The 26,032-nt window shown below is 64.6% G+C and carries 19 protein-coding genes and 1 pseudogene; 13 read left to right on the top strand and 7 right to left on the bottom strand.

Going from position 1 to position 26,032, the window contains the following annotated elements:
• Nucleotides 1-255 precede the first annotated feature (255 nt).
• From U0034_RS27980 to U0034_RS28000, 5 genes and pseudogenes are all read left to right on the top strand, one after another.
• Nucleotides 256-1,362 carry a branched-chain amino acid ABC transporter substrate-binding protein gene (locus U0034_RS27980; RefSeq protein WP_233211883.1) on the top strand — a complete coding sequence of 369 codons (1,107 nt, stop codon included), beginning with the start codon at nt 256-258 and terminating at the stop codon, nt 1,360-1,362.
• 277 nt (nt 1,363-1,639) lie between these two features.
• Nucleotides 1,640-3,139 carry an L-piperidine-6-carboxylate dehydrogenase gene (gene amaB, locus U0034_RS27985; RefSeq protein WP_085227456.1) on the top strand — a complete coding sequence of 500 codons (1,500 nt, stop codon included), beginning with the start codon at nt 1,640-1,642 and terminating at the stop codon, nt 3,137-3,139.
• Nucleotides 3,140-3,279: 140 nt separating this feature from the next.
• Nucleotides 3,280-4,452, top strand: a complete 1,173-nt coding sequence (locus tag U0034_RS27990; protein ID WP_085227682.1) for an NAD(P)/FAD-dependent oxidoreductase — start codon at nt 3,280-3,282, stop codon at nt 4,450-4,452.
• Nucleotides 4,453-4,737: 285 nt separating this feature from the next.
• Complete coding sequence (locus tag U0034_RS27995) at nt 4,738-5,943, top strand: aminotransferase-like domain-containing protein (RefSeq protein ID WP_085227455.1); 1,206 nt, start codon at nt 4,738-4,740, stop codon at nt 5,941-5,943.
• A 33-nt stretch (nt 5,944-5,976) separates the two neighbouring features.
• Nucleotides 5,977-6,087, top strand: a pseudogene (locus tag U0034_RS28000) (electron transfer flavoprotein subunit beta/FixA family protein); the annotation flags it as partial.
• Nucleotides 6,088-6,142: 55 nt separating this feature from the next.
• Here U0034_RS28000 and U0034_RS28005 read toward each other — a convergent pair.
• A complete protein-coding gene (locus tag U0034_RS28005; protein ID WP_158243501.1) occupies nt 6,143-9,418 on the bottom strand; it encodes an ATP-binding protein in 3,276 nt (1,091 codons plus the stop codon).
• A gap of 342 nt (nt 9,419-9,760) precedes the next feature.
• Here U0034_RS28005 and U0034_RS28010 point away from each other — a divergent pair, with 342 nt between their 5' ends.
• Nucleotides 9,761-10,450: a response regulator gene (locus tag U0034_RS28010; protein WP_085227453.1), complete on the top strand. Its 690-nt coding sequence runs from the start codon at nt 9,761-9,763 to the stop codon at nt 10,448-10,450.
• On the opposite strand, the gene U0034_RS28015 is transcribed toward U0034_RS28010, so the two are convergent.
• Complete coding sequence (locus U0034_RS28015) at nt 10,445-11,125, bottom strand: PepSY-associated TM helix domain-containing protein (RefSeq protein WP_085227452.1); 681 nt, start codon at nt 11,123-11,125, stop codon at nt 10,445-10,447. The genes U0034_RS28010 and U0034_RS28015 overlap by 6 nt on opposite strands.
• Before the next feature lie 50 nt (nt 11,126-11,175).
• Nucleotides 11,176-13,350 (bottom strand): TonB-dependent siderophore receptor, encoded by a 2,175-nt coding sequence (locus U0034_RS28020; protein WP_085227451.1) that lies wholly within the window; start codon nt 13,348-13,350, stop codon nt 11,176-11,178.
• A 265-nt stretch (nt 13,351-13,615) separates the two neighbouring features.
• On the opposite strand from U0034_RS28020, the gene U0034_RS28025 reads away from it, so the two are divergent.
• Nucleotides 13,616-15,166 (top strand): methyl-accepting chemotaxis protein, encoded by a 1,551-nt coding sequence (locus tag U0034_RS28025; protein ID WP_085227450.1) that lies wholly within the window; start codon nt 13,616-13,618, stop codon nt 15,164-15,166.
• Nucleotides 15,163-16,116, top strand: coding sequence for a sugar ABC transporter substrate-binding protein (locus tag U0034_RS28030; RefSeq protein ID WP_085227449.1), 954 nt, complete (start codon nt 15,163-15,165; stop codon nt 16,114-16,116). Before U0034_RS28025 ends, U0034_RS28030 begins: the two co-directional genes overlap by 4 nt.
• A 51-nt stretch (nt 16,117-16,167) precedes the next feature.
• Here the strand turns inward: U0034_RS28030 and U0034_RS28035 are convergent, their stop codons facing one another.
• Together U0034_RS28035 and U0034_RS28040 are read right to left on the bottom strand one after the other, a co-directional pair.
• Nucleotides 16,168-16,431, bottom strand: coding sequence for a hypothetical protein (locus U0034_RS28035; RefSeq protein WP_085227448.1), 264 nt, complete (start codon nt 16,429-16,431; stop codon nt 16,168-16,170).
• Nucleotides 16,432-16,584: 153 nt separating this feature from the next.
• Entirely contained in the window at nt 16,585-17,493 is a 909-nt protein-coding gene (locus U0034_RS28040) for a LysR family transcriptional regulator (protein WP_085227447.1), read from the bottom strand.
• Nucleotides 17,494-17,614: 121 nt separating this feature from the next.
• On the opposite strand from U0034_RS28040, the gene U0034_RS28045 reads away from it, so the two are divergent.
• Together U0034_RS28045 and U0034_RS28050 are read left to right on the top strand one after the other, a co-directional pair.
• Nucleotides 17,615-18,802, top strand: a complete 1,188-nt coding sequence (locus U0034_RS28045) for a M20 aminoacylase family protein (protein WP_085227681.1) — start codon at nt 17,615-17,617, stop codon at nt 18,800-18,802.
• A 17-nt stretch (nt 18,803-18,819) separates the two neighbouring features.
• Nucleotides 18,820-20,151, top strand: coding sequence for an MFS transporter (locus U0034_RS28050; protein ID WP_085227446.1), 1,332 nt, complete (start codon nt 18,820-18,822; stop codon nt 20,149-20,151).
• On the opposite strand, the gene U0034_RS28055 is transcribed toward U0034_RS28050, so the two are convergent.
• Entirely contained in the window at nt 20,152-21,150 is a 999-nt protein-coding gene (locus U0034_RS28055; RefSeq protein WP_085227445.1) for a sensor domain-containing diguanylate cyclase, read from the bottom strand.
• Nucleotides 21,151-21,487: 337 nt separating this feature from the next.
• Here U0034_RS28055 and U0034_RS28060 point away from each other — a divergent pair, with 337 nt between their 5' ends.
• Nucleotides 21,488-23,047 carry a methyl-accepting chemotaxis protein gene (locus U0034_RS28060; RefSeq protein WP_085227444.1) on the top strand — a complete coding sequence of 520 codons (1,560 nt, stop codon included), beginning with the start codon at nt 21,488-21,490 and terminating at the stop codon, nt 23,045-23,047.
• A 153-nt stretch (nt 23,048-23,200) separates the two neighbouring features.
• Entirely contained in the window at nt 23,201-23,626 is a 426-nt protein-coding gene (locus U0034_RS28065; RefSeq protein WP_085227443.1) for a hypothetical protein, read from the top strand.
• A 65-nt stretch (nt 23,627-23,691) separates the two neighbouring features.
• On the opposite strand, the gene U0034_RS28070 is transcribed toward U0034_RS28065, so the two are convergent.
• Complete coding sequence (locus U0034_RS28070; RefSeq protein WP_085227442.1) at nt 23,692-24,933, bottom strand: MFS transporter; 1,242 nt, start codon at nt 24,931-24,933, stop codon at nt 23,692-23,694.
• Nucleotides 24,934-25,071: 138 nt separating this feature from the next.
• Here U0034_RS28070 and U0034_RS28075 point away from each other — a divergent pair, with 138 nt between their 5' ends.
• Nucleotides 25,072-26,016, top strand: a complete 945-nt coding sequence (locus tag U0034_RS28075; protein WP_085227441.1) for a LysR family transcriptional regulator — start codon at nt 25,072-25,074, stop codon at nt 26,014-26,016.
• The last annotated feature ends 16 nt before the right edge of the window (nt 26,017-26,032 follow it).

Genomic DNA, 26,032 nt, shown 5'->3' on the forward strand with positions numbered 1-26,032 from the left:
GTTGCTGCTGGCTTGATGATAAAACTGCATCACGTTTTGCATAGATATCGTTTGAAGCAGCGTAATTGGCTACCGACAATCGCGTCACGTCTTCGCCATTCGCGGCTGCATACGCAGACCGGAACTGGAGACGAGTCATACGCGCTGGCACCGTTGACGGTCATCAAAGTGCGTTTCGTAGAGATCATCGATATCCCGGGAATTACTCTTATGATTAGCCGTTTTCGCACTCGTCGTCCCGCACTCGCGGCTGCAATGTCTTGCCTTCTCGTTGCCGGTGCGGCCGGCGCACAAGAGAACGTGGTGAAGATCGGCGTGGCGGCACCGCTGACCGGTAGCGGCGCCGCTTACGGCAAGGATATCGAGAACGGCGTGCGGATGGCTGTGGACGAAGCGAATGCCGGGCATCCGACGATCGGAGGCAAGGCCGTGAAATTCGTGGTCGAGGCGCAGGACGACCAGAGCGATCCGCGTATCGGCGTACAGGCCGCGCAGCAACTCGTGGACGACAACGTCGCCGCTGTCGTGGGGCACTTCAATTCCGGCACGACGCTGCCGGCCTCGAAGATCTATGCCCGCGCCGGTATCCCGATGATCACACCGGCCGCGACGAATCCGGCTATCACGCAGGCGGGCCTCGATACGGTTTATCGCGTGATCGCCACCGATTCGCAGAACGCGGGCAATGCGGGCATGTACGCGGCCACGGTTGCGAAAGCGAAGCGGATCGCCATCATCGACGACCGTACGGCCTTCGGTCAGGGCGAGGCGGACGAGTTCGAGAAAGCCGTGAAGGCGGCCGGTGGAACGGTTGTCGCGCGCGAGTTCACCAATGACAAGGCGGTGGACTTCAGCGCGCAGCTTACGAAGATCAAGAGCGCAAACCCGGATCTGCTGTTCTTCGGCGGCCTCGATGCCCAGGCAGCCATGCTCGTCAAACGCATGCGCCAACTGGGCATGAAGGCGCAGTTCCTGGCCGGCGGCGGCGTGATGGACGCGACATTCATCAAGCTCGCCGGCGATGCGGCGGACGGTTCGTCGGTCTGGGAATACGGTCAACCGCTCGCCACGCTGCCGAAGGGCAAGACCTTCGAAGCGAAGTTCAAGCAGAAGTTCGGTGCGGACATGCTCGCCTACGCGCCGTTTGCCTACGACGCGGCGTGGGTGGCGATCGAATCGATGAAAAAGGCGAACTCGGTCAAACCGGCCGAATTCAACGCCGCGCTCAAGGGCACGAACTACGACGGCATTACCGGAAAGATCGCTTTCACGCAGAAGGGCGATCTGAAGAACCCGAGCTCGACGATGTATCAGGTCAAGAACGTCGCATGGGTGCCAGTGACGACCAAGGCCGCGGATTGAGGGGCGAGTATGACGCGGCCCGGCGACCCCTGGGTTGCCGAGCCACTTCGCGCGCTCCGGAATCGATGTGGTCACGCAGTCACGCCTGTCCCGCATTTCGGATGGGAAACGGGTGGCCCATGACGGGGGTGTGGCCGTCCCTGAACGGCGGCGACTGCTCGCAACCATTGAGAACAAGGAAAGGAGGGGTGTCGCCGATGTTGTTGGCGCCCCACCGGAAGTGTATAGTTTCCCGGCTTACTGAAATTTCGTATCGGAAACAAAAGGAACATCGAACGTGAAAGCATCGAACATTCTCGCGGATCTCGGCATTTCGCACCTGGCGGAAGCCGGCGATATCGCAGTCCATTCGCCTATCGACGGCGGGCTGATCGGCCGCGTGGCGAGCCAGACCGTTGCCGATGTGGATGCGGCACTGGCGAAAGCGCAAGAGGCCTATAAGGTTTGGCGCAGTGTTCCCGCGCCGCGTCGCGGCGAACTCGTTCGTCTGCTCGGCAACAAGCTGCGCGAGCGCAAGCAGGCGCTCGGTAGCATGATCACGCTGGAAACGGGCAAGATTCTGCAGGAAGGCCTTGGCGAAGTGCAGGAGATGATCGACATCTGCGATTTCGCCGTGGGTCTTTCGCGTCAACTCTACGGTCTGACCATCGCCTCGGAGCGCCCGGGCCACCGGATGGCCGAAACGTGGCATCCGATGGGCGTTTGCACGGTCATCTCGGCATTCAACTTCCCGGCCGCCGTATGGTCGTGGAACGCCGCACTCGCGCTTGTGTGCGGCAACGCGGTGATTTGGAAACCGTCGGAAAAAACGCCGCTCACGGCGCTGGCGGTGGACAAGATTCTGCAGGACGCGCTCGAGGCGTTCGGCGATGCGCCGGCCGGCCTGACGGCGGTGATCAACGGCGGGCGCGACGTGGGTGCCAAACTCGTGGCGGACCCGCGCTCGAGCATTGTGAGTGCGACCGGCAGCACGGAAATGGGGCGCGCTGTGGGCGTGGAAGTCGCGCGTCGTTTCGGTCGCTCCCTTCTCGAACTCGGCGGCAACAACGCCGGTATCGTTTCGCCCACCGCGGACCTCGAACTGGCACTGCGCGGCATCCTGTTCTCCGCGGTCGGCACGGCAGGCCAGCGCTGCACGACGCTGCGGCGCCTGTTCGTGCACGAAAGCATTTACGACAACGTCGTTCAGCGCCTCAAGACCCTTTACGGCAAGGTCGCGATCGGCAACCCGCTCGAGCAGGGCACGCTGATGGGGCCGCTCATCGACGAGCAGTCGTTCGGCCGGATGCAGGCGGCTCTCGCGCAGGCGAAGCACGAGGGCGGCACCGTGTTCGGCGGCGAGCGCCACACGGTCGCTGGCAATGAAAAGGGTTTCTATGTACGGCCCGCCATCGTGGAGATGCCGTCGCAGACCGACGTCGTGCTGACCGAGACGTTCGCGCCCATTCTTTATGTGTTGAAGTACCGCGATTTCAGCGAAGCCGTGGACGGCAACAACGCCGCGCACCATGGCCTGTCGTCGTGCGTGTTCACGACAGACCTGCGCGAGAGCGAACGTTTCCTGTCGGCCTCGGGCAGCGATTGCGGGATCGCGAACGTCAACATCGGCCCGAGCGGCGCCGAGATTGGCGGCGCGTTCGGCGGCGAGAAGGAAACCGGGGGCGGACGCGAATCGGGCTCGGATGCGTGGAAGGCATACATGCGCCGCGCCACGAACACGGTGAACTTCTCCTCGGCGCTGCCGCTCGCGCAAGGTATCGACTTCAATATCGGCTGAGTTTTTTCGTTTCGAGCGGGGGCGCAAGCGCTCGCCCCCGAACGGTCGATCGCAGACGCCGAGGCGAAACCGAATCGGCAAATGATCGCGGCGGGCGCCCGCAAGCGGGTGCCTCTTTATTCGGTACTGTGGAGCAAGACGTGAGTTCTCAAGTCGTTATCGTTGGCGGCGGCGTGGTCGGCAGTTCCATCGCTTACTTTTTGCGCGCTTCGGATCCGACGGTGTCCGTGACCGTCATCGAGCGCGACCCGAGCTATGCGAAGTCGTCGTCGGCGCTATCGGCTGCCTCCATCCGGCAGCAATTTTCCACGCCGCTTTCGATTCGGATGTCGCTTTACGGCATCGAGTTTCTGCGCAACATCGGCGAGCTTCTCGAAGTGGATGGTAACAAGCCCGAGATCGATCTTCACGAGGGCGGCTACCTGTTTCTTGCCACGCCGGCCGGCGAGGGGATCCTGCGCGAGAATCACGCGCTGCAGCGAAGCCTGGGCGCCGATATCGATCTGATGCCGGCGGATGCCCTCAAAGCCAGGTTCCCCTGGCTCAACGTCGACGATCTCGCGGCGGGCGCGTATGGCTTGAGCGGAGAAGGCTGGTTCGATGGCTACGGTCTGGTTCAGGCGCTGCGCAAGAAGGCCCAGTCGCTCGGCGCCCGTTATGTGCCTGCCGACGTGATCGGCCTCGAGCGCAGCGGCCGCAGGGTCACGCACGTCATCGCCAACGACGGCGAGCGTTTCGCTTGCGATACCGTCGTCAATGCCGCCGGTGCATGGACGCGACGCATTTCGCAGATGATGGGTATCGACATTCCGGTCTATGCGCGGCGCCGCAGCATTTTCAATGTTTCGTCGCCCGCGCGCCTCGAGCACTGTCCGCTGCTGATCGACCCCACTGGCGTGTACTTTCGGCCTGAAGGCAAGACCTACATCACGGGCACATCACCCTCGCCCGAGAACGACCCCGACGATCTGCCGCTCGACGAGGTCGATCACGGCATCTTCGACGAGATAATCTGGCCGACCCTGGCGCATCGCGTTCCCGAATTCGAAGCGCTGCGAGTGGAGAATTGCTGGTCCGGCTACTACGAGTACAACGTATTCGACCACAATGCCATCATCGGCTATCACCCCGACGTCGAGAACTGTGTATTCGCCAACGGCTACAGCGGGCACGGTCTTCAGCAAGGGCCGGCAACGGGGCGCGGCGTGAGCGAGCTGATCCTCACAGGCCAATACCGCTCGCTGGACCTTTCCTCGTTGAGCTGGGCACGCGTGCTCGAGAATCGCCCCATTGTGGAGCGCAATGTCGTGTAGTTTCGACGTACCCCATCCTCGCTTGGTGGATGGGTTCCTCCAGGTATCGTCGATACATTGGCCCGGCTTTGCCGGGTTTTTTTCGTTTCCGCGGGAGCGATTGCGGGCCAACGGAGTTGATGACGGCAGCGCATCATCTTGTGCATAGATATCGTTTGATGCGCGCGTATTGGCTGACCACAATTCAAGCATCGACGGGCCGTCAATAGTGTGAAGACGACCGCTTCAAGCGCGGCATGCCGGACGAGGCAGCCGCGATGGCCCGGCTCTTCTCAGCCAACCACAATGTACGCGTTCACAGCTCCCTTTCAGAACCCATCGGGCTCGCCGATCCGCGAGTTGTTCAAGTATCTCGGCGAGCCCGGAATGATTTCGTTTGCGGGCGGCTATCCCGCGAGCGACCTTTTCGACATCGACGGGCTCCAGGCAGCGGCCGCGCGTGCCTATCGAGCGCCTGCGCGTTGTCTCCAATACGGGCCCACCGACGGGCTGCCCGAGCTCAAGACGGAACTCGTTGCGCTGATGGCGCGGCGCGGTGTGGCATGCGCGAACGATGAACTGCTCGTGACGACCGGCTCGCAACAGGGGTTGGATCTGCTGCTGAGGATCTTCGTGGCCCCCGGCGATACGGTGCTCGTCGAGCAACCGGCCTATCCGGCAACGCTGCAGGCATTGAGGCTGCAGCAGGCCAACATCGTGACGGTGCCCGTCGACGCGGACGGCCTCGATGTGGACCGGCTCGCGGCGCTGCTCGCATCGGGCGCCGTCGCTGCGCCCAAGCTGCTTTACACGGTGCCGACGTTTGCGAATCCCACGGGAGCGACGCTTACGCGCGAGCGCCGCATCGCGTTGCTCGAACTCGCGGTGAAATACCGGTTCGTCATCGTCGAAGACGATCCCTACGGCGACTTGCGCTTTGCCGGCGAAGGCGTGCCGTCCATCATGGCGCTCACGCGCGAGGTCGCTGGCTCGCACGCCTGGGTCGTCCATTTCGCCAGTCTGTCGAAAATCGTTGCACCGGGCCTGCGCGTGGGCTGGATGGTGGCGCCCGCCGAGATCGTTCGGCGGTGCGTCGTGGCCAAGCAGACCGTCGATCTTTGCAGCGCGCCCTGGACGCAGGTCACGGCTGCGGCGTATCTGGCCGACGGGGCGCTCGAACGCCATCTGCCGCTTATCGCCGAGATGTACAAGCGCAAGAGCCATGCGCTCTGCGCCGGGCTTCGAGCGGCGTTTGGCGAAGCAATCGCTTTTCACGAGCCGCACGGCGGCATGTTCGTGTGGGCGCGCATCGCGGGCGTCGATGCCGCCACGCTGCTCGGGCACGCGGTCGCGAACAAGGTTGTTTTCGTTCCCGGCGCGGCGTTCTTCGCCGATAACGTCGATGTCTTCGCGTTGCGTCTGTCGTTCGCGGCGCCTGGTGTCGCGCAGATCGAGGAGGGCGTGACGCGACTCAAACGCGCCTATGAAGCGGCATGTCCGGTCCGGATTTGATCGGTTCAATCGTAGCAGGAGAAGGTGCTCGAAATGAAAGTGTTGGCTGCCGTGAAGCGGGTGGTCGACTTCAATGTGAAGGTCCGAGTCAAAGCGGATCAGTCGAGTGTCGAACTCGCCAATGTGAAGTGTTCGATGAATCCGAGGAATGCTGACGGCTTTTGTCGTGCCCTGCCGAAGCACGCGGCCGCGCTCTGCTTCACGCAAGCAGGCCGGTACCGGTAAGCGACTGCGCGAGCGCTTCGAACTGGGCACAAGCGGCTTCCCATTCGCCCGCGGTACAGATCGCCTGTAAGTTCAGGCATTGAGCCGCGGGCTCGTCGAGCCCCATGGCCAGCAGTGCGCCCTGAAGCCGATGCAGGCGCCGGCGCCCGCGATTGACGTCGCGCTGGGCCAGTGCCTCCTTGATGGATTCGTACTCGCCGGGCCAACTGCCGAGAAACGCCTCGCGAAGCGTCGCATCGAGCCGATCGAGCGCGCGCTGCCGCACCGCGTCCGCCGTGTGCTCGTCCTTGCCGTGCGCCGGGTCCGCGGCCTGCGCTTTTTGCAGCGCTTCGGCAAGATCCGCCAGCAGTACGGGCTTCAGCAGCACGTGAGAGAACAGCGCGGCGGCGGCCGGCGTAATGTCGCTCGAGCCCGCGGCCGTCGTCGCGATCACGAATGCGCCAGGGTTGCGTTCGCGGATGGCGGTGACCAGTTCGACGCCACCGACATGGGGCATGCCCACGTCCGTCACGACAACGTCTGGCTCGCGCGCTTGCCACATAGCGAGTGCCTCGCGCCCGTCCTTCGCGCTGCGCACCGACGTGTAGCCGAGCATCTGAAGCTGATGCTCGATCAGTGCCCGGTTGACAGGGTCGTCTTCGGCGATCAGGACGTCGAGCGAGCGATCGAGCCGATACGGCGACGCGCCAGCCTCGGCTGGCTCGCGCCGAGGCTGGCCGGACAGCGCCAGCAGGGCCGCGAGCAGTGCTTCGCTCGAATACAGCGAAATCGTCATGCGGTTGCCGGTTTGCGACGGCGCGAGCGGTCCGAGCGGCGTCGCCTCGACGATGCCCATGCAGCCCGCGTGGTCGCCCGCCCCGCCGTGCGTGTCGTCCTGTGCTTGCGCAGGCTCGGCCCGGGAGACCAGCAGAATATCGGCCGCCGTATCGCCGGCTGCGGCGGTACCCGGCCTTCGCACGCCCCAGCCGTCGAGCCGCGCTTCCCACATGCGTCGCAATGCGGCGTCGGGGGTGGCGATCGCCACCGATATCCCCTCGAGCGGCCGGACTGGGTGCTGCAACGCGGCATGGACGCCCAGCGGCAATTCCACGCCGAAGACGCTGCCCGTTTCGGGCTCGCTTTGCAGCGTGATGCGGCCGCCCATCAACTCCGCGAGGTTACGGCACAGGAAGAGGCCCAGCCCGGTGCCGCCGAACCGGCGGCCGATCGACGCGTCGGCCTGCGTCATCGGATTGAAGATCACGGCCTGCAGCGAGGAGGGAATCCCGATACCGGTATCGGCCACTTCGATGCGGGCCCACGTGCTGCCGCTATCGCGGCGAAGCAGCGCGGTGGACAAGGTCACCGCCCCGTGCTGTGTGAACTTGGTGGCGTTGCTCAGCAGGTTCTGCAGGATCTGCGCCACGCGATGATCGTCGGCTTCGACGAGGCCATCGAGGCCAGGGTCGGTGTAGCAATGCAACGCGATGCCGCGCCCGATCACGGTGGGCGCGAACTGCTGCGCGCAGTGCTCGACCACTCGATTGAGGCTGACGGGGCGAGGGTCCACCGTGAGCGCATGGGTTTCGATCTTGGCGGCGTCGAGCAGATCGTTGACGAGCGACAGCAACCCATCGAATGCGCGGCGTATCAGCGCAACGCGTTCGAGCTGGGACGGATCGAGCGCGCTGTGCTCGAGCAGTTCGAGATGACCGACGGCACCATGCATCGGTGTTCTGATTTCGTGCGTCATCATCGCCATGAACATGGACTTGGCTTTGTTCGCGCGATCGGCCTCGCGCCTCGCGTCGATGAGCATGGCTTCGCTCGCCTTGCGCTCCGTGATGTCGACAAGGCCGAGCAAAACGGCGTCATGCCCGCGAAAACGCGTCATGGACGACGCAACGCCGAGATAGCGCTCGCGTGCGCCCGCGGTCCAATGCACTTCGAAGAAGCGATGCCCCTCGGGCGAGGGCGCGTTCGCCGCGGCCGCTGCCTCGGCGCGAGCCCGCAACGCCTGCCGATAGAAAAGCGCGGCGTTCGCGCCGTCGGAGCCACCCAGCAGGTGTTTCGCCACCGCGTTTTCGAGCACGAGCGCCTGGGCGTGCAGGTCGAACACGGCGATGCCGACCGGAGCGGTATCGATGATCGACCGGTTGAACTGCTCGGCCTCGACGAGTTTTTCAGCATCGGTCTCGAATGGCCGGGCGACATGCCGGTCGAAGTAGCCGACACCGCTCCAAAGTAATCCGAGCGCACCGATGCACAGCAGACACGAAGCGATGACCTCCACGAGCATGCCCGTGGCAATGCCGCGCCAGTCGAACACGTAGGCCGCGATCCAGCCGGGGCCCTCTATCCTTTGCGCGACGATGAAGGTCAGCCCGTCTCGGATCACGACTCTCGTGTCCTTCAACTGCCGCATTTGCCCGGCGTGTTGCTGGATGATGCCGAGCAGGCGGGCATCGTGCGGAGACAGCGCGCCGTGCGCGAGCGGGCCGCCGGCGTCGCCGCTCAGCACGAAAAAGCCGGCGGGCCGCGTCTGACGAACGAAATACTGCAGGAACTGATCCTGGGGAATGTTCGCCACGAGCGTGGCGATGCGTTCGCGTCCATGGAAAATAGGGACGATGATTTCCGCCAGTGTTTGACCGCGGGCTGTGCCGGCCGTCGACGTCCACGACGTCCAGATAGGCCGCTCGGCTCGTAGTGCCTGCGTGTCGCGGCGCGCAAGCAGCGCCTCCACCGGGCCGACTTGTTCGTCTATGAATGCGCCGGGGCGGTTTCGGAGCCGAGCGGGCGATTCGAACGGCGGCTGCGGGGGCACCGCGGCAAGCAACGCTCGGTCCGGCGAGTACAGGTACCCCGACATGGTGATGTCGTTGCGACGCGGATCGAATGCCGGTGCGGCCGAGATGCGGCGCAGCAGGTGAAGCATCGTCTCGAGGCGCGGCGCATCCGCGATGCCCGCGGGCGTGGCCGCGAGCAGGAACGGAATGGCCGTGAGATCGCTTGCGGTGATCGTCACGCCATTTTGACGCGACAGTTCGCTGCGGTAGTGCTCGAGCGGGATGCGCTCCTGCTGATGAAACGCCCAGTTGTCCTCGTAGATATCCACCATGCTCATGACGCGCGACGACAACCGCACGGCTTCGGACTGTACGTATTCCTGGTTCTGGACGAACGTGTTTTCGCGATCCGAGAAAAATCGTGCGAGCGCGCTGTCGACGAACAGCACGGTCGCACCGCCGATCGTCGCCGAAAGAAGCACGGCGAATCCGTAAAGCAGGCGCCGATGAAAACGTGCGGTTTGTGCGAGGGACCGTTTCGGTCGCTGCATATCAAATCCCAGATGATGGGTTTTGTGCCGTCACTCGCGAAAAGGCCCGGTGCTGTATTGGAGCTTGGAGCGAGTTTCGAGTGGAGTGTACTTCAGCCATGGCGTAACGAACTGCGGAATTAGGCAGGCGCCTATCGATCTCTTTTGCTCCCGCCCATCGCGATGACTAAAAATGGCGAATAATATCCTGGCGACGAGCAACCCAGAACGTTCACGGGCGCAGGAAAAATCGTTTTTTGCGCGCCGCGAAACGAAACCTGAGTCGAGGACGGAATGAACGTTATCAAGGTGGCGGTGGCCGATGATCATCCGATCGTCGTGGCGGGCGTGAAAAGTATCCTGCTCGAAGAGCCGGATATCGGCCTTCTCTTCCACGCGGACAATATCAAAGATCTACTGGCTAAAATTCGCGACGAGCGGCCGGACGTGCTCGTATGCGATTACGAATTCGAGGACGACCCGGAAGCCGATGGCCTCAACCTGCTGCGCCGGCTCGTTCATATCGCGCCGAATACCCGCGTTCTTTTTCTGAGTTCCCATTCCGCGACGCATATCGTTTCGACGGCGCTCGCCAACGGCGCGGCTGGCTTCATCGGCAAATCGAAGGCCGACTTCGCCGCGCTCGCCGATGCAATCCGGCGCGTGCATGGCGGCGAGACCTACATCCCGCCTTCGATTGCGAGCGCCGTGCTGTCGAACATGTTTGCTAACAGAACGCGGGAGGCGGGCGGCGTTGCGACGCTGTCGCCGCGCGAACTCGAAGTCGTGCGGCTGATTTGCGCCGGGCATTCGATCGCCGAGATCGCGGAGCGCGTCCGGCGCAGCCCGAAAACCATCAGCAATCAGAAGAACGCGGCGATGAGAAAACTGGCCGCGCGAAACGACGTGGAACTGGCCAAGGCGGTGCGCGACCTGGGGCTCTTCGGTGCCGTCTCGCCCGGGGCTGTCGCTACGCAGTCATAGCGACGCGATGGCGAGCGAGATCGCGGCCGCGACCGAGACCAGGAGTACTGCCGTCCCGATCGCGCGGCGCCGCTCGAGCTTCAGCCACAGCAGCAGCCCCGTCAGCGACAGGAACACGAGCCCAACGGCAACCGAATCGCTCAGCAGTGCCCACGCGAGGCTCGTGCCGAGCGCCTTGTGCAGTCCTTCGAGTGTGCCGATGGGCCCACGCGGCTGACGTTTGACCTCGACCGCGTTCTCGCCTTTCCAATATTCCGCGGTGACGATGTAGTCCGGCGCGGCGAACCGGATCTCCCAGCGCTCGGGCTGCATGATGGAGCGATCGCCCCACGGCATGCGTCGCGCCGGTTCGCGTCTGATGCGATCGGGCGCGCGATCGAGGCCGAGCTGCGCACGCAGAAATTCTGCGAGCGCATCGGGCGTGCCGGCCACCTCGGCGCCTGGCAGCGCGACATGAACCGTCGATGGCTTCGGCGTCTCCGCCTTGAGGCTCACCCGGTGATTCTGCAAGATGCCCGTCACGCCGAACAGGAGCGTGAGCGCCATGGCCCAGAGCCCAACCCATCCATGCGTTTTGCGCAGCCATTTGAGGAACGCGGCGCGTTTCGCGTGCCGCGTGTCGGGGGTGCGCACGGTACGCTGCACGGTGTTCGATCGTTCGACGATATCGGACATGCTGGCTCTCTGTGAATGGATAAGTGGCGCGAGTCGAGCGGTGGCGTTTATCAGAACGAAACGGTGGTGGTGAGCGTCACGAGGCGAGCTTCCCCCACGGCGATGATCAGATTGCTCGAGCTCGACGGGTAGTACGTCTTGTCGAACAGGTTTTTCACATTGAGCTGCACGCGCGTGGGCAGTTTCCCGACTTTCGTTTCGTAGGCTGCGAACAGATCGGCCACGACGTAACCGGGCAGCGTGAAGCTGTTGGCCGTATCGCCGGGGCGCTTGCCGACGAGCCGCATGCCGCCGCCGAAGCGCCATTGCCCGCTGATATGCGGCAACGCCGTGTTGTAGACGGCGAAGAGGCTGCCCGAATGACGCGCGGCGTTGACCATCGGCGTGTTGTCCGAGCGATCGACGGCATCCGTGTAGGCATAGCTGCCGATCAGGCTCCAGTGATTCGACAGCCTGCCCGCGACGTCGAGCTCGACGCCGCGCGAGCGGGCGCTGCCGATCGTCGACGTGACGTCGCCGACGGTTACCGCCACGTTGTGCTTGTCGATCTGGTAGACCGCGAGCGTGCCGGCGATACCGGGCTTCAGATCGAACTTGAGGCCGGCCTCATAGATCTGCCCGCGCTCCGGCGCGAGCGGGGCATCGACGTCGTCGGCCACGTTCGGCTTGAACGACCGGCTGTAGTTCGCGTAGAACGCGAGCGACGGCGCGATCTTGTAGACGAGCCCGAACTGCGGCAGCCAGACATTGCCGTGCGAATCGTCGGCGACGACGAACGGCCGCCCGACGCCTGAATATTGCTGGTACGTCTCCCAACGGATGCCGGCCGAGGCGATGAGCCGATCTGTCAGATGCACGGCGTCTTGCGTGATGAGCGAGTAGGTGTGGACTTTCGTCAACGAGTCGCTTTGCGAAGCGCTCGCCTTGCCGCCCGCCGCAAGCGTGCCGTACACCGGATCGTAGAGATCGAAGCCCGAGACAGCGTTGCCGCGAATCGTATCGCCGCGGAAGACGCGTTGCCGCTCGTACTCCGCGCCGAAGTAGACGTCGTGCCGCATTCCGGCGATGTCGAGTTCGCCGATCGCGCCGATCGTTGCGATCTCGTCGGATTCGTTGCGGCCGAGGTTCGCATCCGACGAGCGGCTCAACGCGCCCGTCGTACTGTTGAACGAGCGCGCGCGGGTCAGGTATTGCTGATAGCGGTCGCGTGCCCAACCATAGCTCGCACGCAGTTTCCATTGGTCCGACAGGCGATGCTCCACACGCGCGCGGAATGTCTCCTGAATGCCCGTGCTCTGCGACCACGGCTCTTCGTAGCGGCGGTAGCGCAGGGAATCGTCGAGGTGGCCGTTCACGAGTACCGTGCCGCGATCGAACGGCATCGTGTAGTCGACATACTGATAGCTGACGTCGATCGACGTCTTCGCGTCGTGCCACGACAGCGCGGGGGCGATCAGCGAATCGCGCTGCCGGCCGAAGCTGCGCCAGTACCGGCTCGTGTCGTATTCGCCGATGAGGCGAAACGCGAGCGTGCCGCCGGCGACTTGTCCCGCCTGCCCGATCGGCCCCGTGAGGTCGAAGCTCGCACCGCTGCCGCCGTGGCTCGTGCGCGTGGCCGACACCGATCCATGAAACTCGTCCTCGGGCTTGCGCGTCACGAGATTGATCACGCCACCCGGTTCCTGAATACCGTAGAGCAGCGACGCCGGGCCCTTCAATACTTCGACGCGATCGATCGTGGCGAGGTAATTGTGCAGAACCGGCGAGCGCATGCCGTCGACGAGAATCGAGCCGTCGTCGTTCTCGCCGAAACCTCGCTTGATGAAAGCGTCGCGCGTGCCGCCGAGCGTGTTCGTTTGCGTGATGCCGCTCACGTTGCCAAGCACGTCGTCGAGCGAGCGCGCCTGCTGATCCTCCATGACGGTGCCGCTCACCACGGCCACCGCCTGCGGAATGTCGAGCAGCGATTGCGCGGTGGCGCTTGCCACGGCGCTCGTGCGCGGCTCGTATCCGCGTGTCGGGTCGGCCTGCGCGCTCGTGCGCGTGGTGACGGTAGGCAACTGTGTGGTCTGCTCGCTGCGCTGCGTGGTCGCGGCGGCGGGCGCGGCTGCGTCGGTGGCCGCCGCGCACAGGTTGCTCGCAATGGATGCGAGGAACGTTGCATAAAGCCGCGCACGCGCCGTCGGGCGCCGTGCTTCGCGCGTCTGCGCGTATTTGATTTGCATAAGTCAGCGGTGTGGAGGGCCGCAACATCGAAAGAAGCGGTCACGGCGGTTTCGGCAGCCCGCTCCCCGGGTGGGGCGCCGATAGGAAGGCGTGATCATAGTGCTAATACGAATCATTCGCAATATTAACGTTTTCATTTTGAATTCGACGGGTCGGTCCCTGCTTATAAATCAAGGGTTTACGAGAATTCAGCGGTGCGCGGAGACCTGCCGTTAAGCATCTGCTGAGCAGGGAATCCCACCTGCCGTGTTTCGATGACGTCTCATGAACTATCTCTCGCAGGTGTCTGTCAGCAGGAAGCTGCAGATCGTTCTGGCCGTGGCGCTGGCCAGTCTTCTTCTCGTCGGGGTCTTCGGCGCGGTGCAGATCGGCCGCATTGCCGCGAACACCGGTGCCATCGGCGGGCGCTGGATGCCGATGGCTGTCCAGGCGCAACGCATCGCGCAGCTCGCGGCTACTGTCCGCAACAAGGAATACGCTTACATTCTCGTGCGCTATGACCAGCGCGATCAGGTCCTGCCCGGCCTGCAAAAAAGTATCGAAGAGATGTCGGGCCAATTGAAGGCATTCGGCGGCCTGGCCCTCGGCGAGGCCGAGCGCAAGACATTCGATCGAGCCGCGGCCGAATGGCGCGAATATCTGGCCCTCAGTGCGCGGATTCAGGACGAGGTCGACAATGCCTCGCCGAATGCGGCGCGCGCGATCATCATGCAGGACAGCGCGAAGAGCTTCGAGCGGCTCACCGCTTCGCTGACCGATCTTTCGAAGGCCAGCCAGACGGAAGCATCGGGCGCGAGCGACGATGCCACGAGCGCCGCCAATCGGTCGCTGACGCTGATCATCTCGGCCGTGGTCATCGCCGCAGCCGTCGCCGCCACGCTGATGACGCTCGTCTCGCGTGCCATCACGGTGCCGCTCAACGCGGCCGTGGACATCGCGCAAACCGTTGCTCGCGGCGATCTCACGCGGCGCATCGACGCGAGCGGCAACGACGAGGTTTCGCACGTGCTTCGTTCGTTGTCCGAAATGTCGGAGCGTCTGCGCAAGCTGATCGCCGAAGTGCGCGAAGGTGTGGAGTCGGTCAATACGGCTTCCAATGAAATCGCGGCCGGCAACCTCGATCTCAGCGCGCGCACGGAGAAGGTGGCTTTCAGCGTGCAGCAGACCGCGTCGTACATGACTCAGCTCGGCAGCGCCGCTTCGCAATCGACCGATACGGCCTTGCAGGTCAACGACCTGTCGCGAAAGGCGTTCACGGCAGCCGAGCGCGGGGGAGATATCGTTTCGCGCGTGGTCACGAGCATGAACGAGATCACCACGTCGTCGAGCAAGATCAACGACATCATCGGCGTGATCGACGGCATTGCGTTCCAGACCAATATCCTGGCCCTCAATGCGGCCGTGGAAGCGGCGCGCGCGGGCGAGCAGGGGCGCGGCTTCGCCGTCGTGGCGAGCGAAGTGCGCGGGCTGGCTCAGCGTTCGGCCGCAGCCGCCAAGGAAATCAAGGAGCTCATCGAATCGTCGGTCAGGAGCGTCGATGCGGGTGGCCAGCTCGTGGGCGATGCCGGTACCGCGATGAGCGACATCATCGAGGCCGTGCGGCACGTGAGTGCGCTCATCAGCGAGATCGCCGCGTCGTCGCAGGCGCAGCAGCGCGACCTCGTGCAGGTACGCGAGGCGGTCGAGCATATCGACGAAACGACGCAGCAAAACGCTGCGCTCGTGGAGGAGTCCGCATCGGCGGCGGCTTCGCTGCGCGACCAGGCCGACCGGCTTGCAGCGCTCGTATCGATCTTCCGGGTGAGCGCGGCATGAAGCTGATTCGTGTTCTCGTTGCCGCGGCCGTCGTTGTTGCCGCCGCGGCCGGTTGCGGGCAAGCGTTTGCGCAGGCTGCCGAGGTGTCGAAACCGAAACTCGGCGTAGCCATGGCGGAATTCGACGATACCTTTCCCACACTCGTGCGCGAAGCCATTTCGAAGGAGGCGCGCAATCGCGGCTGGAAGCCCGTGTTTGCGGACGGGCATTCCGATCAGAAGCGCCAGGATCAGGAAGTGCAGGATCTGATCGCCAGGGACCACGTGGCCGCACTCGTCATCCTGCCGGTGGACGCCACCGCAACCTCGGTCATGACGAATGCAGCGCGTGCCGCCGGTGTGCCCGTCGTCTACGTGAACCGCAAGCCGGCGGAATCGCTCGGTAAAGGTTTCGGCTATGTCGGCTCCGAAGACATCGTCGCGGGGCGTCTGCAAGGCGAGTACGTTGCGCAGCAGCTCGGCGGCAAGGGCGATATCGCCATCATGATCGGGGTACCCAGCACCGCTGCGGCCGCACAGCGTACCCAAGGGGTGAAGGAAGTGCTGTCCCGCCACCCGGGGATGCACATCGTCGCGGAGGAAGTCGGCGATTGGCGTCGAGACAAAGGCCTCGAAATCACGAAGAACTGGTTGACGCAGGGCAGGAAGATCGATGCGATCGTCTCCAACAACGACGAGATGGCCATCGGTGCGATCATCGCCTTGCGCAAGGCAGGGCGCGCGCCTGACAGCATCTTCATCATGGGCGTCGATGCGACCCCTGACGGGCTCGCGCAAATGGACAAGGGCGCGTTGAAGGCGACCGTCTATCAGGACGCCGTCGGCCAGGGCAAGACGTCCGTCGACCTCGTGATGCGCATGAAAGCGGGCGATGCGTCGGCACCCGCCACGATGACTATTCCTTTTCGGCTCATTACGCCGCAGAACTACAAGGAATTGCTGGCCTACTGACGTCATGCGCCGGCGTGCCGCACGCCACGCCCGACCACGCCGGCGGCGCCCTTACTGAGTGGCGTCGCCGTCTTCCGCGGCCTTGCGCTCGCGGCGTTCCTCGTTGCTGCGGCGCGCGCGCAGGCGCTGCCGCGACAACACGGTGATCACTTCCTTGGTGCTCGCATCGGGAGGAATTTCATTGCGGATGACGTTCGGCACCATCGGCAGACCGGCGCGCTGGCGACGCAGCGCGCGGGCGATCGCCTTTCGGCAGTCGTCACCGTGACATTCCCATTCGTCCCGAATTTTTCCGCAATATCGGCACTTGTTCATAGGGCTCAGTCTAACCGCATTTGCCCGGGCTTTCCGGCGGCGCCTTGCCGACGGGGAGCCTGCAGGTCGCCCGTGCCGGTCGGCATTTTGCGCGTCTCATTCGATCATTCGAGCGACAGTCGCAACCCGCGTTCCCGCGTGCGACCCCGCGGCTCACACCTGCGTCATCGCCACGGCCAGTTGCTTCCAGAGGTGATCGGCTGCGGGCGGCAGGCGCCGGCCGCTTCTCGTCATTAGCTGGCTGCGGAAATTGCGCGCGATCGGATGATCGAGTGGTACGGCAACCAACTGCTTTTCCTCGATCCGGCGGCGCGCGGCGGCGGCGGACATGAACGCGATGCCGAGCCCGGCCGCCGCCAGCGTCTGGGCCGTCGAAAAGAGATCGCAGCGATAGGCCGGTGCGAGCGTCAGCGCTTCCGCATCGAGCATGGCCTGCAGGTGCTCCTGCACGGCGAAATGACTCGCCATGAAAATGAGCCGATGCCCCGCCAGCGCCGAAGGCTGCACTTTCGATGTGCCGGCCAGCGCATGGTCGGGTGTCATGACCGCGCATAGCGGCCCGAGCGAGAACGTTCGCGTCTTGCAGCCCGGCTCCCGGCCGGCGCCGACGCAAAGCCCGATGTCCACTTCGTCGTTACGGACCATGGCGACGACAGCGGACGTCGAGCCCGAACGGATATCGATCGAGATGTGGGGGTGCTTGAGGCTGAAGCGCTGCAGTGCGCCGGTCACGAACCCTTCGACGAATCCCTCCCCCACGGCCACCGTGATGCGGCCACGTTCGAGACCGCGGTATTCGGCCAACTGCGCGTGCAACTGCCGCGTGCCGCGTTGCCGGTCGCGGTGAAAATCGACGAGCATCTGGCCGACTTCGGTCACCACGACGGTGCGGCCCTGCCGCGTGAGCAGCGGCATGCGCAGCGTGCGCTCGAGCAGTGCGATCTGGCGGCTCACGACCGACGGATTCACGGCCAGTGCCTCGGCGGCCGCACGCACGCCGCCCTGCACGGCTACTTCGTAGAGGTAAGTCACTGCGCGCGAATTCAACGGATCGGTATTCATGCCGGGCAGTCGTCGGGATCGTTGCCTTGAAGGCAACATTGTTGCATGGTCACAGGCATTTCAGCGGCAAATTGGCGATGCAATACTCGGCGGCAACCGTATCGACGAGGATCCTGCCGAAATGACCGACCAATCCACCGAAGCCAGCGTGGCCGAACTTGAATCGTTCGGCGAAGAGCTCACCGCGATTCGCCGCCATATTCATCGCCATCCCGAGCTGTCGTTCGAGGAAGCGCAGACGTCGCGCTTCGTCGCCGAAAAGCTCGCGGCATGGGGGTACGAGGTGACGCGCGACGTGGGCGGCCACGGCCTCGTGGGCACCCTGAAAGCCGGCACGGGCACGCGATCCATCGGTATTCGTGCCGACATGGACGCCTTGCCGATTCGCGAAATGACGGGCTTGCCTTATGCGAGCGTGCACGACGGCAAGATGCATGCGTGCGGCCACGACGGCCATACGGCGGTGCTGCTCGGCGCGGCCTGGCATCTGGCCCGTACGCGCCGCTTCGCGGGTACGGTGCACCTGATTTTTCAGCCCGCCGAAGAAGCCGGTGCGAACAGCGGCGCCGAGCGGATGATCGCCGACGGCCTCTTCGAGCGCTTCCCGTGCGATGCGGTTTTCGGCTTGCACAATCATCCGGGCATGCCCGCAGGCACCTTTCTGTTTCGCCCGGGCCCTTTCATGGCCGCTTGCGATACCGTGAAGATCACGATTCACGGCAAGGGCGGGCATGCCGCGCGGCCGCATTTGAGCGCCGACCCGATCGTGATGGCGAGCAGCCTCGTCATGGCTTTGCAGACGATCGTTTCGCGCAATGTCGATCCGACGCAAACGGCCGTGGTGACGGTCGGCTCGATGCATGCGGGCCACGTGGCGAACGTCATTCCCGAGTGTGCCACGCTCGAACTCAGCGTGCGGTCGTTCGACGACGACGTGCGCCGCCTGCTCGAAGCGCGCATCCGTGCGCTGGCCGAAGGGCATGTCGCGGGCTATGGCGGACGGGTGGAGATCGACGTGATCCGCGGCTATCCGGTGCTCGTCAACAGCGAGGCCGAAACCGAGTTCGCGCGCCAGGTCGCCGTGGAGCTCGTGGGCGAGGAGCATGTCGTTGCACCGTTTCCGGCCATAGCTGGCAGCGAGGATTTCGCCTACTTTCTGCAGCAGCGCCCGGGCTGCTTCCTCCGTATCGGCAACGGCGCAAATGCGCCGATGCTGCACAACGCCCATTACGACTTCGCCGACGAGAATCTCATGCTGGGCGCGGCGTTCTGGACCCGGCTGGTCGAACGGTACCTGCCACGCACGTAAAAAACAAGGAAAAGACCATGAAGCGATACCCTCGCCCGTCGTTGCAGCAATACGAAGCGCAGGTGCGCACCGCGGGCGCGCAAGCGGATGCGGCGCCGGCAACCGGCCACATGTCGTCGCGCAAGATCGTGGTGGCCGCCGTCATCGGCAATCTGCTGGAGTTCTTCGATTTCACCGCCTACAGCTTTTTCGCATTGACCATCGGCCAGTTGTTCTTTCCGGCGCGCGATCCGATCACCTCATCGCTGCTGTCGTTCGCCGTATTCGCCGTTGGCTTCGTGATGCGCCCGCTCGGCGGCATCGTGATCGGGCGCTATGCCGACCGGGCGGGCCGGCGTGCGGCGCTGACGCTGACCATCGCGCTGATGGCGCTCGGCGCCGGCATCATCGGGCTTGCACCCACCTATGCGCAGATCGGGCTCGCGGCCCCGGCGCTGATCGTCTTTGCCCGGCTCATGCAGGGCTTCGCGCAAGGCGGCGAATTCGGCGCCGCCACGGCAACGCTGCTCGAAACAGGCGAGGACCGCAGCCGCGGCTTTCGCGCGAGCTGGCAGCTCGCGAGCCAGGGCGCGGCTGCGCTGCTGGGTTCGGGCATCGCGGCGTTGCTCACCAACGTGCTCGAAGAGCCGCAACTGCACGCCTGGGGTTGGCGCGTGCCCTTCCTCATGGGCACCCTGATCGCGCCGGTCGGCATCTACCTGCGCCGCCACATCGTGGAGGAGCCGCCCGCCGTGCGCGGTGGCGCGCGCAATTGGCGCGGGGTGGACGTGCGCAACTGGTTCCTCGTCGTATTCGCGATCATGGGCATGACGGTGGCGACCTATCTGCTGATGTACTTTCTGCCGACCTATTGCATCCAGACGTTGAAGCTGCCGCCGAAGCTCTCGATGTTCGTAGGCGTGGGCGCCGCTGCCGTCTCGCTCGTCATGTGCCCGATCTACGGCGCATGGTCCGATCGCATGGGGCGGCGCAAGCCGCTCGTCGTGACTGGCCGCGTCGCGCTGCTGTTGCTGATCTATCCGGCTTTCTGGGTCATGACGCACTTCCCGGCGCTGCCCGTCGTGCTGGCGATGATGTTCGTGCTCATGCTCTGCTACACGATGGGTTCCGCGCCGGCGTACGCGCTGATGCCCGAGAGCTTTCCGAAATCGATCCGTGCCGGCTTCATGGCTAGCGCCTATGCCATTTCCGTTTCTCTTTTCGGCGGCACGGCGCAACTCGTGGCCGGCTGGCTCATTCGCGCCACGGGCAATCCGATGGCACCGGCCTGGTACATGATCGTCTGCGTCGTCATTTCGCTCGTCGCCGTGCTGCTCTTCGAGGAAACGGGCGGAAAGGCACTCCAGTAATCAGCCTGACTTGCACGCCGAAGCGCGTTTGTGCGCGTACATTGCCTCGTCGGCATGCTCGAGCAGCTTGCCGATCGGCGGATTCTCCGCCGGGTCGTACACGGCGTGCCCGACGCTGTAGCGCAGTTCGTAGCGGCGTGCGCTACCGGCGTCGATCGCGCTACCCGCGCCACCCGTGTTATACGCGGCCACTTCCTCGCGCAGCCGCTCGACGATGCGCGCCTCCACCTCTTCGCTCGTATCGACGAGCAGCGCAACGAATTCGTCTCCCCCCAATCGCCCGATGACGTCCGTTTGTCGCAATGCGCGGCGCAGCAGCCCCGCGAAGGCCATGATCGCGCGATCCCCTTCGGCGTGACCGTACGTATCGTTGATCCGTTTGAAGTCGTCGAGGTCCAAAAAGAGTAGCGATGCGCGTGAATTCATGCGCTTGCACACGCGCAGCGCATAGCTGGCAAGGACCTCGAACCCGCGGCGGTTCGAGAGGCCCGTGAGTTCGTCGGTGGTCGCGAGTTGCAGTGCGACCAGCTCCTGCTCGGCCATGCGGCCGAGATCGTGCAGCAGCGCGAGTTCATCGCTATCGAGCGAGCGCGGCTTGATGTCGGCGATGCACAGGGTCCCGATGCGGATGCCCGGACCCAGTGCCAGCGGGCACCCCGCATAGAATCGGACGTTGGGCGCCGCCGTTACCAGCGGGTTGTCGCTGAAGCGCGGGTCGGCGAGCGCATCGGGCACGACGAGCAGGTCGTCCCCGAGAATCGTGTGGCCGCAGAATGACACGTCACGCGACGTTTCATGGATGGCCATCCCCATGCACGACTTGAACCACTGCCGGTTCGCGTCGACCAGCGAGACCGTCGCCATCGGCACGTCGAACAGGCGCCGCGCGAGGCGGGTCAACCGGTCGAACCGCTCTTCCGGGGCGGTGTCGAGCAGGTTCAGCGAATGCAGTGCCGCGACGCGAGCGGCTTCGTTCGGTGGTTTGTCTGGCGTCAGCATGCTTGCGGCTTGTCCCGGTTCAGGGTGCGATGGTGCGACTTCGCGCCCTCTTTTGCGATGAGTCGAAGAATAGTATGGCTCCGCCCGCGGCGATTCGTCGATAAAAGAACATGAATCCCGTCGCTTCGCCGAATCGAAACGCGTCGTTCGATCGGCCATTGGACTTTCGTACTACGAGACGTCGAACGATGTGCCGCCAATCTCATGCCTGGGGGCCCCGTGCCTTGCGGCGCGTCGTTCTCTTGCACGCTCAAGAACGGTAACCGTTCTGCCGTTATCCGCTTTACACCGGATTGGGCCGCCAGTGCCCGAACGTGCCTGTTTCGTAGGAGGAAATGTGAATCGTCTCAGTCTCAACGCCAAATTGTGGCTGGCGCTGCTCGTTACCTGGCTGGGCCTGTCGTTTCTCGGCGGCTGGGCTGCCTGGCAGACGCGCAGCATCACACTGACTGAGCGCAAGGCGGCGATACGCGACGTCGTGGAAGCCGCGGACAGCCTCGTTGCGGAGTACGCGAAGATGGCGGAGCGGCACGAGTTGACCGAAGAGCAGGCCAGACAGCAGGCCATGGCGCGGCTCGCAACGATTCGTTTCCCCGGCAACGGCTATCTCATGATCACGACGGCCGCGCCCGTCGTGATCATGCATCCGACGCTGGCCGATCTGCGCAACAAGGATGTGAGTCAGTACGCGGACACCGACGGCAAGCGCTTCTTCGTCGATCTCGTGAAGGTCGCGCAGGCCGACGGTCAGGGTTTCGTCGACTATATGGCGCGACTGCCCGGCAAGAAGGATCGGGTGCCGAAACTCAGCTTCGTCAAGCGCTTCGCGCCGTGGGACTGGTATTTGATCTCCGGCCTTTATGTCAACGATATCGATGCGGCCTTCAGAGCGGACTTGATGCGCTATCTCGTCGCCGTATTGCTGATCGGCGCGCTGGGTTCGGTCGCGCTCGTGGCCATCATTCGCAACGTCAAGCGCAGCCTCGGGGGCGAGCCAGGCTACGCGGCCGACGTCGCGCACGCGATCGCCGGCGGCGATCTGACGCAATCGGTGCACGTGGCGCCAGACGATCGTGGCAGCATGCTGCTTGCGATGCAGACGATGCAGCGCCGGCTCGTGGAAGCGATTCGCCGGATCCGAGGCAGTACCGAGACGATCGAGGAAGCCGTCCGGCAGATCGCCGCGGGCAACCTCGATTTGTCCTCGCGTACCGAGGAGCAGGCGGCCTCGCTTGGCGAAACGGCCGCGAGCATGGAGCAACTGACGGCGACGGTCAAGCAAAATGCCGACAACGCGCGGCAGGCGAACCGCATGGCGGATGAGACGTCGCGCGTCGCGGCCGAGGGCGGCGATGCGGTGGGGCAGGTCGTCACGACCATGCAGAGCATCGCCGAAAGCTCGTCGCGCGTGGTCGACATCATCGCCGTCATCGAGGGCATCGCGTTCCAGACCAACATCCTGGCCCTCAATGCCGCCGTGGAAGCGGCGCGTGCGGGCGAGCAGGGGCGCGGCTTCGCCGTCGTGGCCGGGGAGGTCCGCAACCTTGCGCGACGCAGCGCCGATGCAGCCAAGGAGATCAAGACGCTGATCGAGGATTCGGCCGGCCGCGTCGAAAACGGCAAGGCGCTCGTGGAAGTCGCCGGCGCGAAGATGCACACGCTCGTGCAATCGGTGGAGCGCGTGGGATCGATCATCCACGAGATCTCGGCGGCCTCCGAGGAGCAGAGCCGCGGCATCGAGCAGGTCAACATCGCGATCGCCCAGATGGATCAGACCACGCAGCAAAATGCCGCCATGGTCGAGGAGGCGGCCGCCGCCGCCCAGTCGATGGAGGAGCAGGCGCGCACGCTCTCGGATGTCGTCAATGCGTTTCGTCTCTCCACGGCTGCGGTTTGAGCGGGCCCGGCCGTATCGGTACTTTCAGGTAAACTCCGGCGCCGGATGGGTTGGATGGCGCCGGGTTTGCTGAAGGCGGGCGGCGCGCGGCGCGTGCAATACATCCCGTGCGCGTAGAGCGTGCGTCGGGCACCGAAGCAATCGGAGGCGGCAATGGACGAGACATGGCAATTCCAGATCAGAATCACCGCGTCGGCAGAATTGGCGCAGCGCTTGCGTGCCGCCGCCGACGATCCGCGCGACGAAGTGCTCAAGCGCATCCTGCGCGAGCATGACGCCTCGCTGGTGTGCCAGTACGATGCGTTTGCCGACTATGTCGCGCAAGCCGAGCGCGACGGTATCGACGGTTATCCGTTGTATCACTGGACGAAGGCGACGATCGAGAACCCGCAGAAGAAGGCAAGGTACCTGCAGTCGTTTACCGTCTACGTGAAGGGCGATCAGGTCTACGATCAGACAACGGCCGATTCTCTACAGGCGAAGCTTTCGGCGCACGCGGGCGAAAGCGGCATCGAGGCCGTCAGCAAGTTCGACACGAATCCCGCCAACAACCCGCAGCCGCCGATGCAAGGCGGCTGAGCGCCGGCGCTCGTGTCGCCGGCGAAGAAGGGCGGCGCACCGCGCGCCCTCTTCGTCGTGCGGAATCATCGGCCGTTGCGAAAGAGCCGTACCGCCAGCGCGCCGAACGAGGTGGCCGTGGCGAGAATCGTCACGGCCATCCACCCCCATTGCACGAACACGAGGTTGCCGAGGCCCGCGCCCGTCGCCATGCCGATGAACATGCCGACGAACAGCACGGCGTTGAGGCGGCTGCGCGCGCTCGGATCAGTGCCGTAGACGATGGACTGGTGGGCGATCAACGTTACCTGCACGCCGAGGTCGAAGCCGACCGTTGCGGCGGCCAGCAGCCACAGTTGGGCATGGGGGGGCAGGAGCGGTGTGAGCGCCATCGTGGCGAACGAAACCGCTGCGAGCGTTGCGCCGATGCGCGTTACATGCTCCGGGCCGCGCCGGTCGGCCAGGCGGCCGGCGAGCGGCGCGCCCAGCGCGCCGGCGGCGCCCGCGATGCCGAATGCCCCGGCGGCTGCACTGCCGAGGTGGAACGGCGCCGCGCCCAGCATCAGCGCGAGCGTGGACCAGAACGCGCTGAACCCGACAGCCAGCAGCGCCTGTGCGAGCGTCGCGCGCCGCAGCTTGCCATGACGCTTCCAGAGCACGAGCAGCGAATGGAGCAGCGCCCGATAGGAAAGATCGGTCGTCGGCGCGAAGCGCGGCAGTGTCCGATGTGCGCCGATGCCGACGGCCACGATACTCACGGCTGCGATCAGGAACATCGTGCGCCATCCGGCGTAGGCCGCGACAAGACCGCTCACGACACGCGAAAGCAGAATGCCGAGCAGCAGCCCCGTCATGACCGACCCCACAGTCTTGCCGCGCTGTGCATCGGGTGCGAGCGTGGCGGCCGCCGGTACGATGTCTTGCGTCAATGTGGCCGTGAGGCCGATGACGAGGCTCGCGGCGAGCAGCGAACCGATCGAGGGGGCCACCGCCGCCAGCACGAGCGCAATCGCGAGCGCGACAGCCTTGGCGCGGATCACGTTGCGCCGGTCGAAGCGATCGCCGAGTGGCGCGAGCAGCAAGAGCCCGAGCGCATAGCCGAGTTGCGTGAGCATCGGTACGAGCCCGATGGCGCGGTCGTTCGCGCCAATCGATGCGCCCATGATGCCGAGCATCGGCTGGCTGTAATAGAGCGAGGCGACCGCGAGCCCGGCTGCGGCGGCCAGAAAGATCACGAGCTGCGTCGAGAGGCCGTGCACGGCTGGATGCGTGGGTTGAAAGCTTTTTGAAATTTCATGTGGCGTATTGGCCGTCTGAAGCTGAGACATGGCGGAAACCCTCGGTTGAATCAGGATGGTTCGCAGTGTGACGGGTACGACGCAGGTCCGGTAGTGGCGGAAGATGTACTTCTGTTATACGCTCGGCGTATGACCATCCGCAAAACGTTGCGCTACCCCTGAATCGCCATGCCCCGTACCTCTCCGCGTATGGCCCCCGCTTCCTCCGATACGGGCGACCGTCTCCAGTTGATGGAGACGTTCATCCGTATCGTCGAGGCAGGCAGTTTGTCGGCTGCTGCGGCGCAGATGTCCGCCACCCAGCCGACCATCAGCCGGCGCCTGGCCGCACTCGAGCGTTCGCTCGGCGTGCGGCTGTTGCAGCGCTCCACTCATGCGATGCGGCTGACCGTCGACGGCGAACGCTGCTATAAGCGGGCGAAGGAACTGATCGCGAACTGGGCCGCCTTCGAGGCCGACGTGCGCGGCACTCAGGATCAGCCGCAGGGCACGTTGCGTGTGGCGGCGCCGCACGCGTTCGGGCAGGAACGCTTCGTCGGCCCGCTCGCGACGTTTCTGCGCCGTTACCCCCGCGTGTCCGTGGAGTGGCTGCTTTACGACGAAGTCAACGATTTCATCGGCGACGGCATCGATTGCGCGATTCGTGCCGGCGAGCCGACCGATCCCTCCGTGGTCGCGGTTCGTTTGTCGTCGGTGAAGCGCATCGTCGTCGCTTCGCCGGCGCTCTTCGAAGGCAGGCCGTTGCCGCAGGAGCCTGCCGAACTGGCGGACTTGCCCTGGCTCGCGCTGCGGACCTACTACCGCAACGAGGTTTCGCTGACGCACGAGGCGAGCGGTGAACGGCAGCGCATCGCGATCCGTCCGCGGCTCAGCACCGACAACCTCTATGCGCTACGCAGCGCGGCGCTCGAAGGGCTCGGCGTAGGTATCGGCTCGGCATGGCTGCTGACCGAGGCGCTGGCCGATGGGCGCCTCGTTCAATTGGTGCCGCAATGGCACGCGGCGCCGCTTCCCATTTATGTCACCTATCCGCATGCGCAGTTCTATCCGTCGCGGCTGTTGGCCTTTGTGGCGCTGATGCGCGAAGCCGTGCCTCCGGCGGTCGAAGGCTGAGGGTGCCGGCGCGCCT

It is taken from the genome of Trinickia caryophylli (assembly GCF_034424545.1).
Taxonomy (GTDB): domain Bacteria; phylum Pseudomonadota; class Gammaproteobacteria; order Burkholderiales; family Burkholderiaceae; genus Trinickia; species Trinickia caryophylli.

What these genes read in the sequence shown, in the direction of transcription:
- U0034_RS27980 (WP_233211883.1), top strand. Translation starts at nt 256, where the DNA reads ATGTCTTGCCTTCTCGTTGCCGGTGCGGCCGGCGCACAAGAGAACGTG.
- U0034_RS27995 (WP_085227455.1), top strand. Translation starts at nt 4,738, where the DNA reads ATGTACGCGTTCACAGCTCCCTTTCAGAACCCATCGGGCTCGCCGATC.
- U0034_RS28010 (WP_085227453.1), top strand. Translation starts at nt 9,761, where the DNA reads ATGAACGTTATCAAGGTGGCGGTGGCCGATGATCATCCGATCGTCGTG.
- U0034_RS28015 (WP_085227452.1), bottom strand. Translation starts at nt 11,125, where the DNA reads ATGTCCGATATCGTCGAACGATCGAACACCGTGCAGCGTACCGTGCGC.
- U0034_RS28020 (WP_085227451.1), bottom strand. Translation starts at nt 13,350, where the DNA reads ATGCAAATCAAATACGCGCAGACGCGCGAAGCACGGCGCCCGACGGCG.
- U0034_RS28025 (WP_085227450.1), top strand. Translation starts at nt 13,616, where the DNA reads ATGAACTATCTCTCGCAGGTGTCTGTCAGCAGGAAGCTGCAGATCGTT.
- U0034_RS28030 (WP_085227449.1), top strand. Translation starts at nt 15,163, where the DNA reads ATGAAGCTGATTCGTGTTCTCGTTGCCGCGGCCGTCGTTGTTGCCGCC.
- U0034_RS28035 (WP_085227448.1), bottom strand. Translation starts at nt 16,431, where the DNA reads ATGAACAAGTGCCGATATTGCGGAAAAATTCGGGACGAATGGGAATGT.
- U0034_RS28040 (WP_085227447.1), bottom strand. Translation starts at nt 17,493, where the DNA reads ATGAATACCGATCCGTTGAATTCGCGCGCAGTGACTTACCTCTACGAA.
- U0034_RS28045 (WP_085227681.1), top strand. Translation starts at nt 17,615, where the DNA reads ATGACCGACCAATCCACCGAAGCCAGCGTGGCCGAACTTGAATCGTTC.
- U0034_RS28050 (WP_085227446.1), top strand. Translation starts at nt 18,820, where the DNA reads ATGAAGCGATACCCTCGCCCGTCGTTGCAGCAATACGAAGCGCAGGTG.
- U0034_RS28055 (WP_085227445.1), bottom strand. Translation starts at nt 21,150, where the DNA reads ATGCTGACGCCAGACAAACCACCGAACGAAGCCGCTCGCGTCGCGGCA.
- U0034_RS28065 (WP_085227443.1), top strand. Translation starts at nt 23,201, where the DNA reads ATGGACGAGACATGGCAATTCCAGATCAGAATCACCGCGTCGGCAGAA.
- U0034_RS28070 (WP_085227442.1), bottom strand. Translation starts at nt 24,933, where the DNA reads ATGTCTCAGCTTCAGACGGCCAATACGCCACATGAAATTTCAAAAAGC.
- U0034_RS28075 (WP_085227441.1), top strand. Translation starts at nt 25,072, where the DNA reads ATGCCCCGTACCTCTCCGCGTATGGCCCCCGCTTCCTCCGATACGGGC.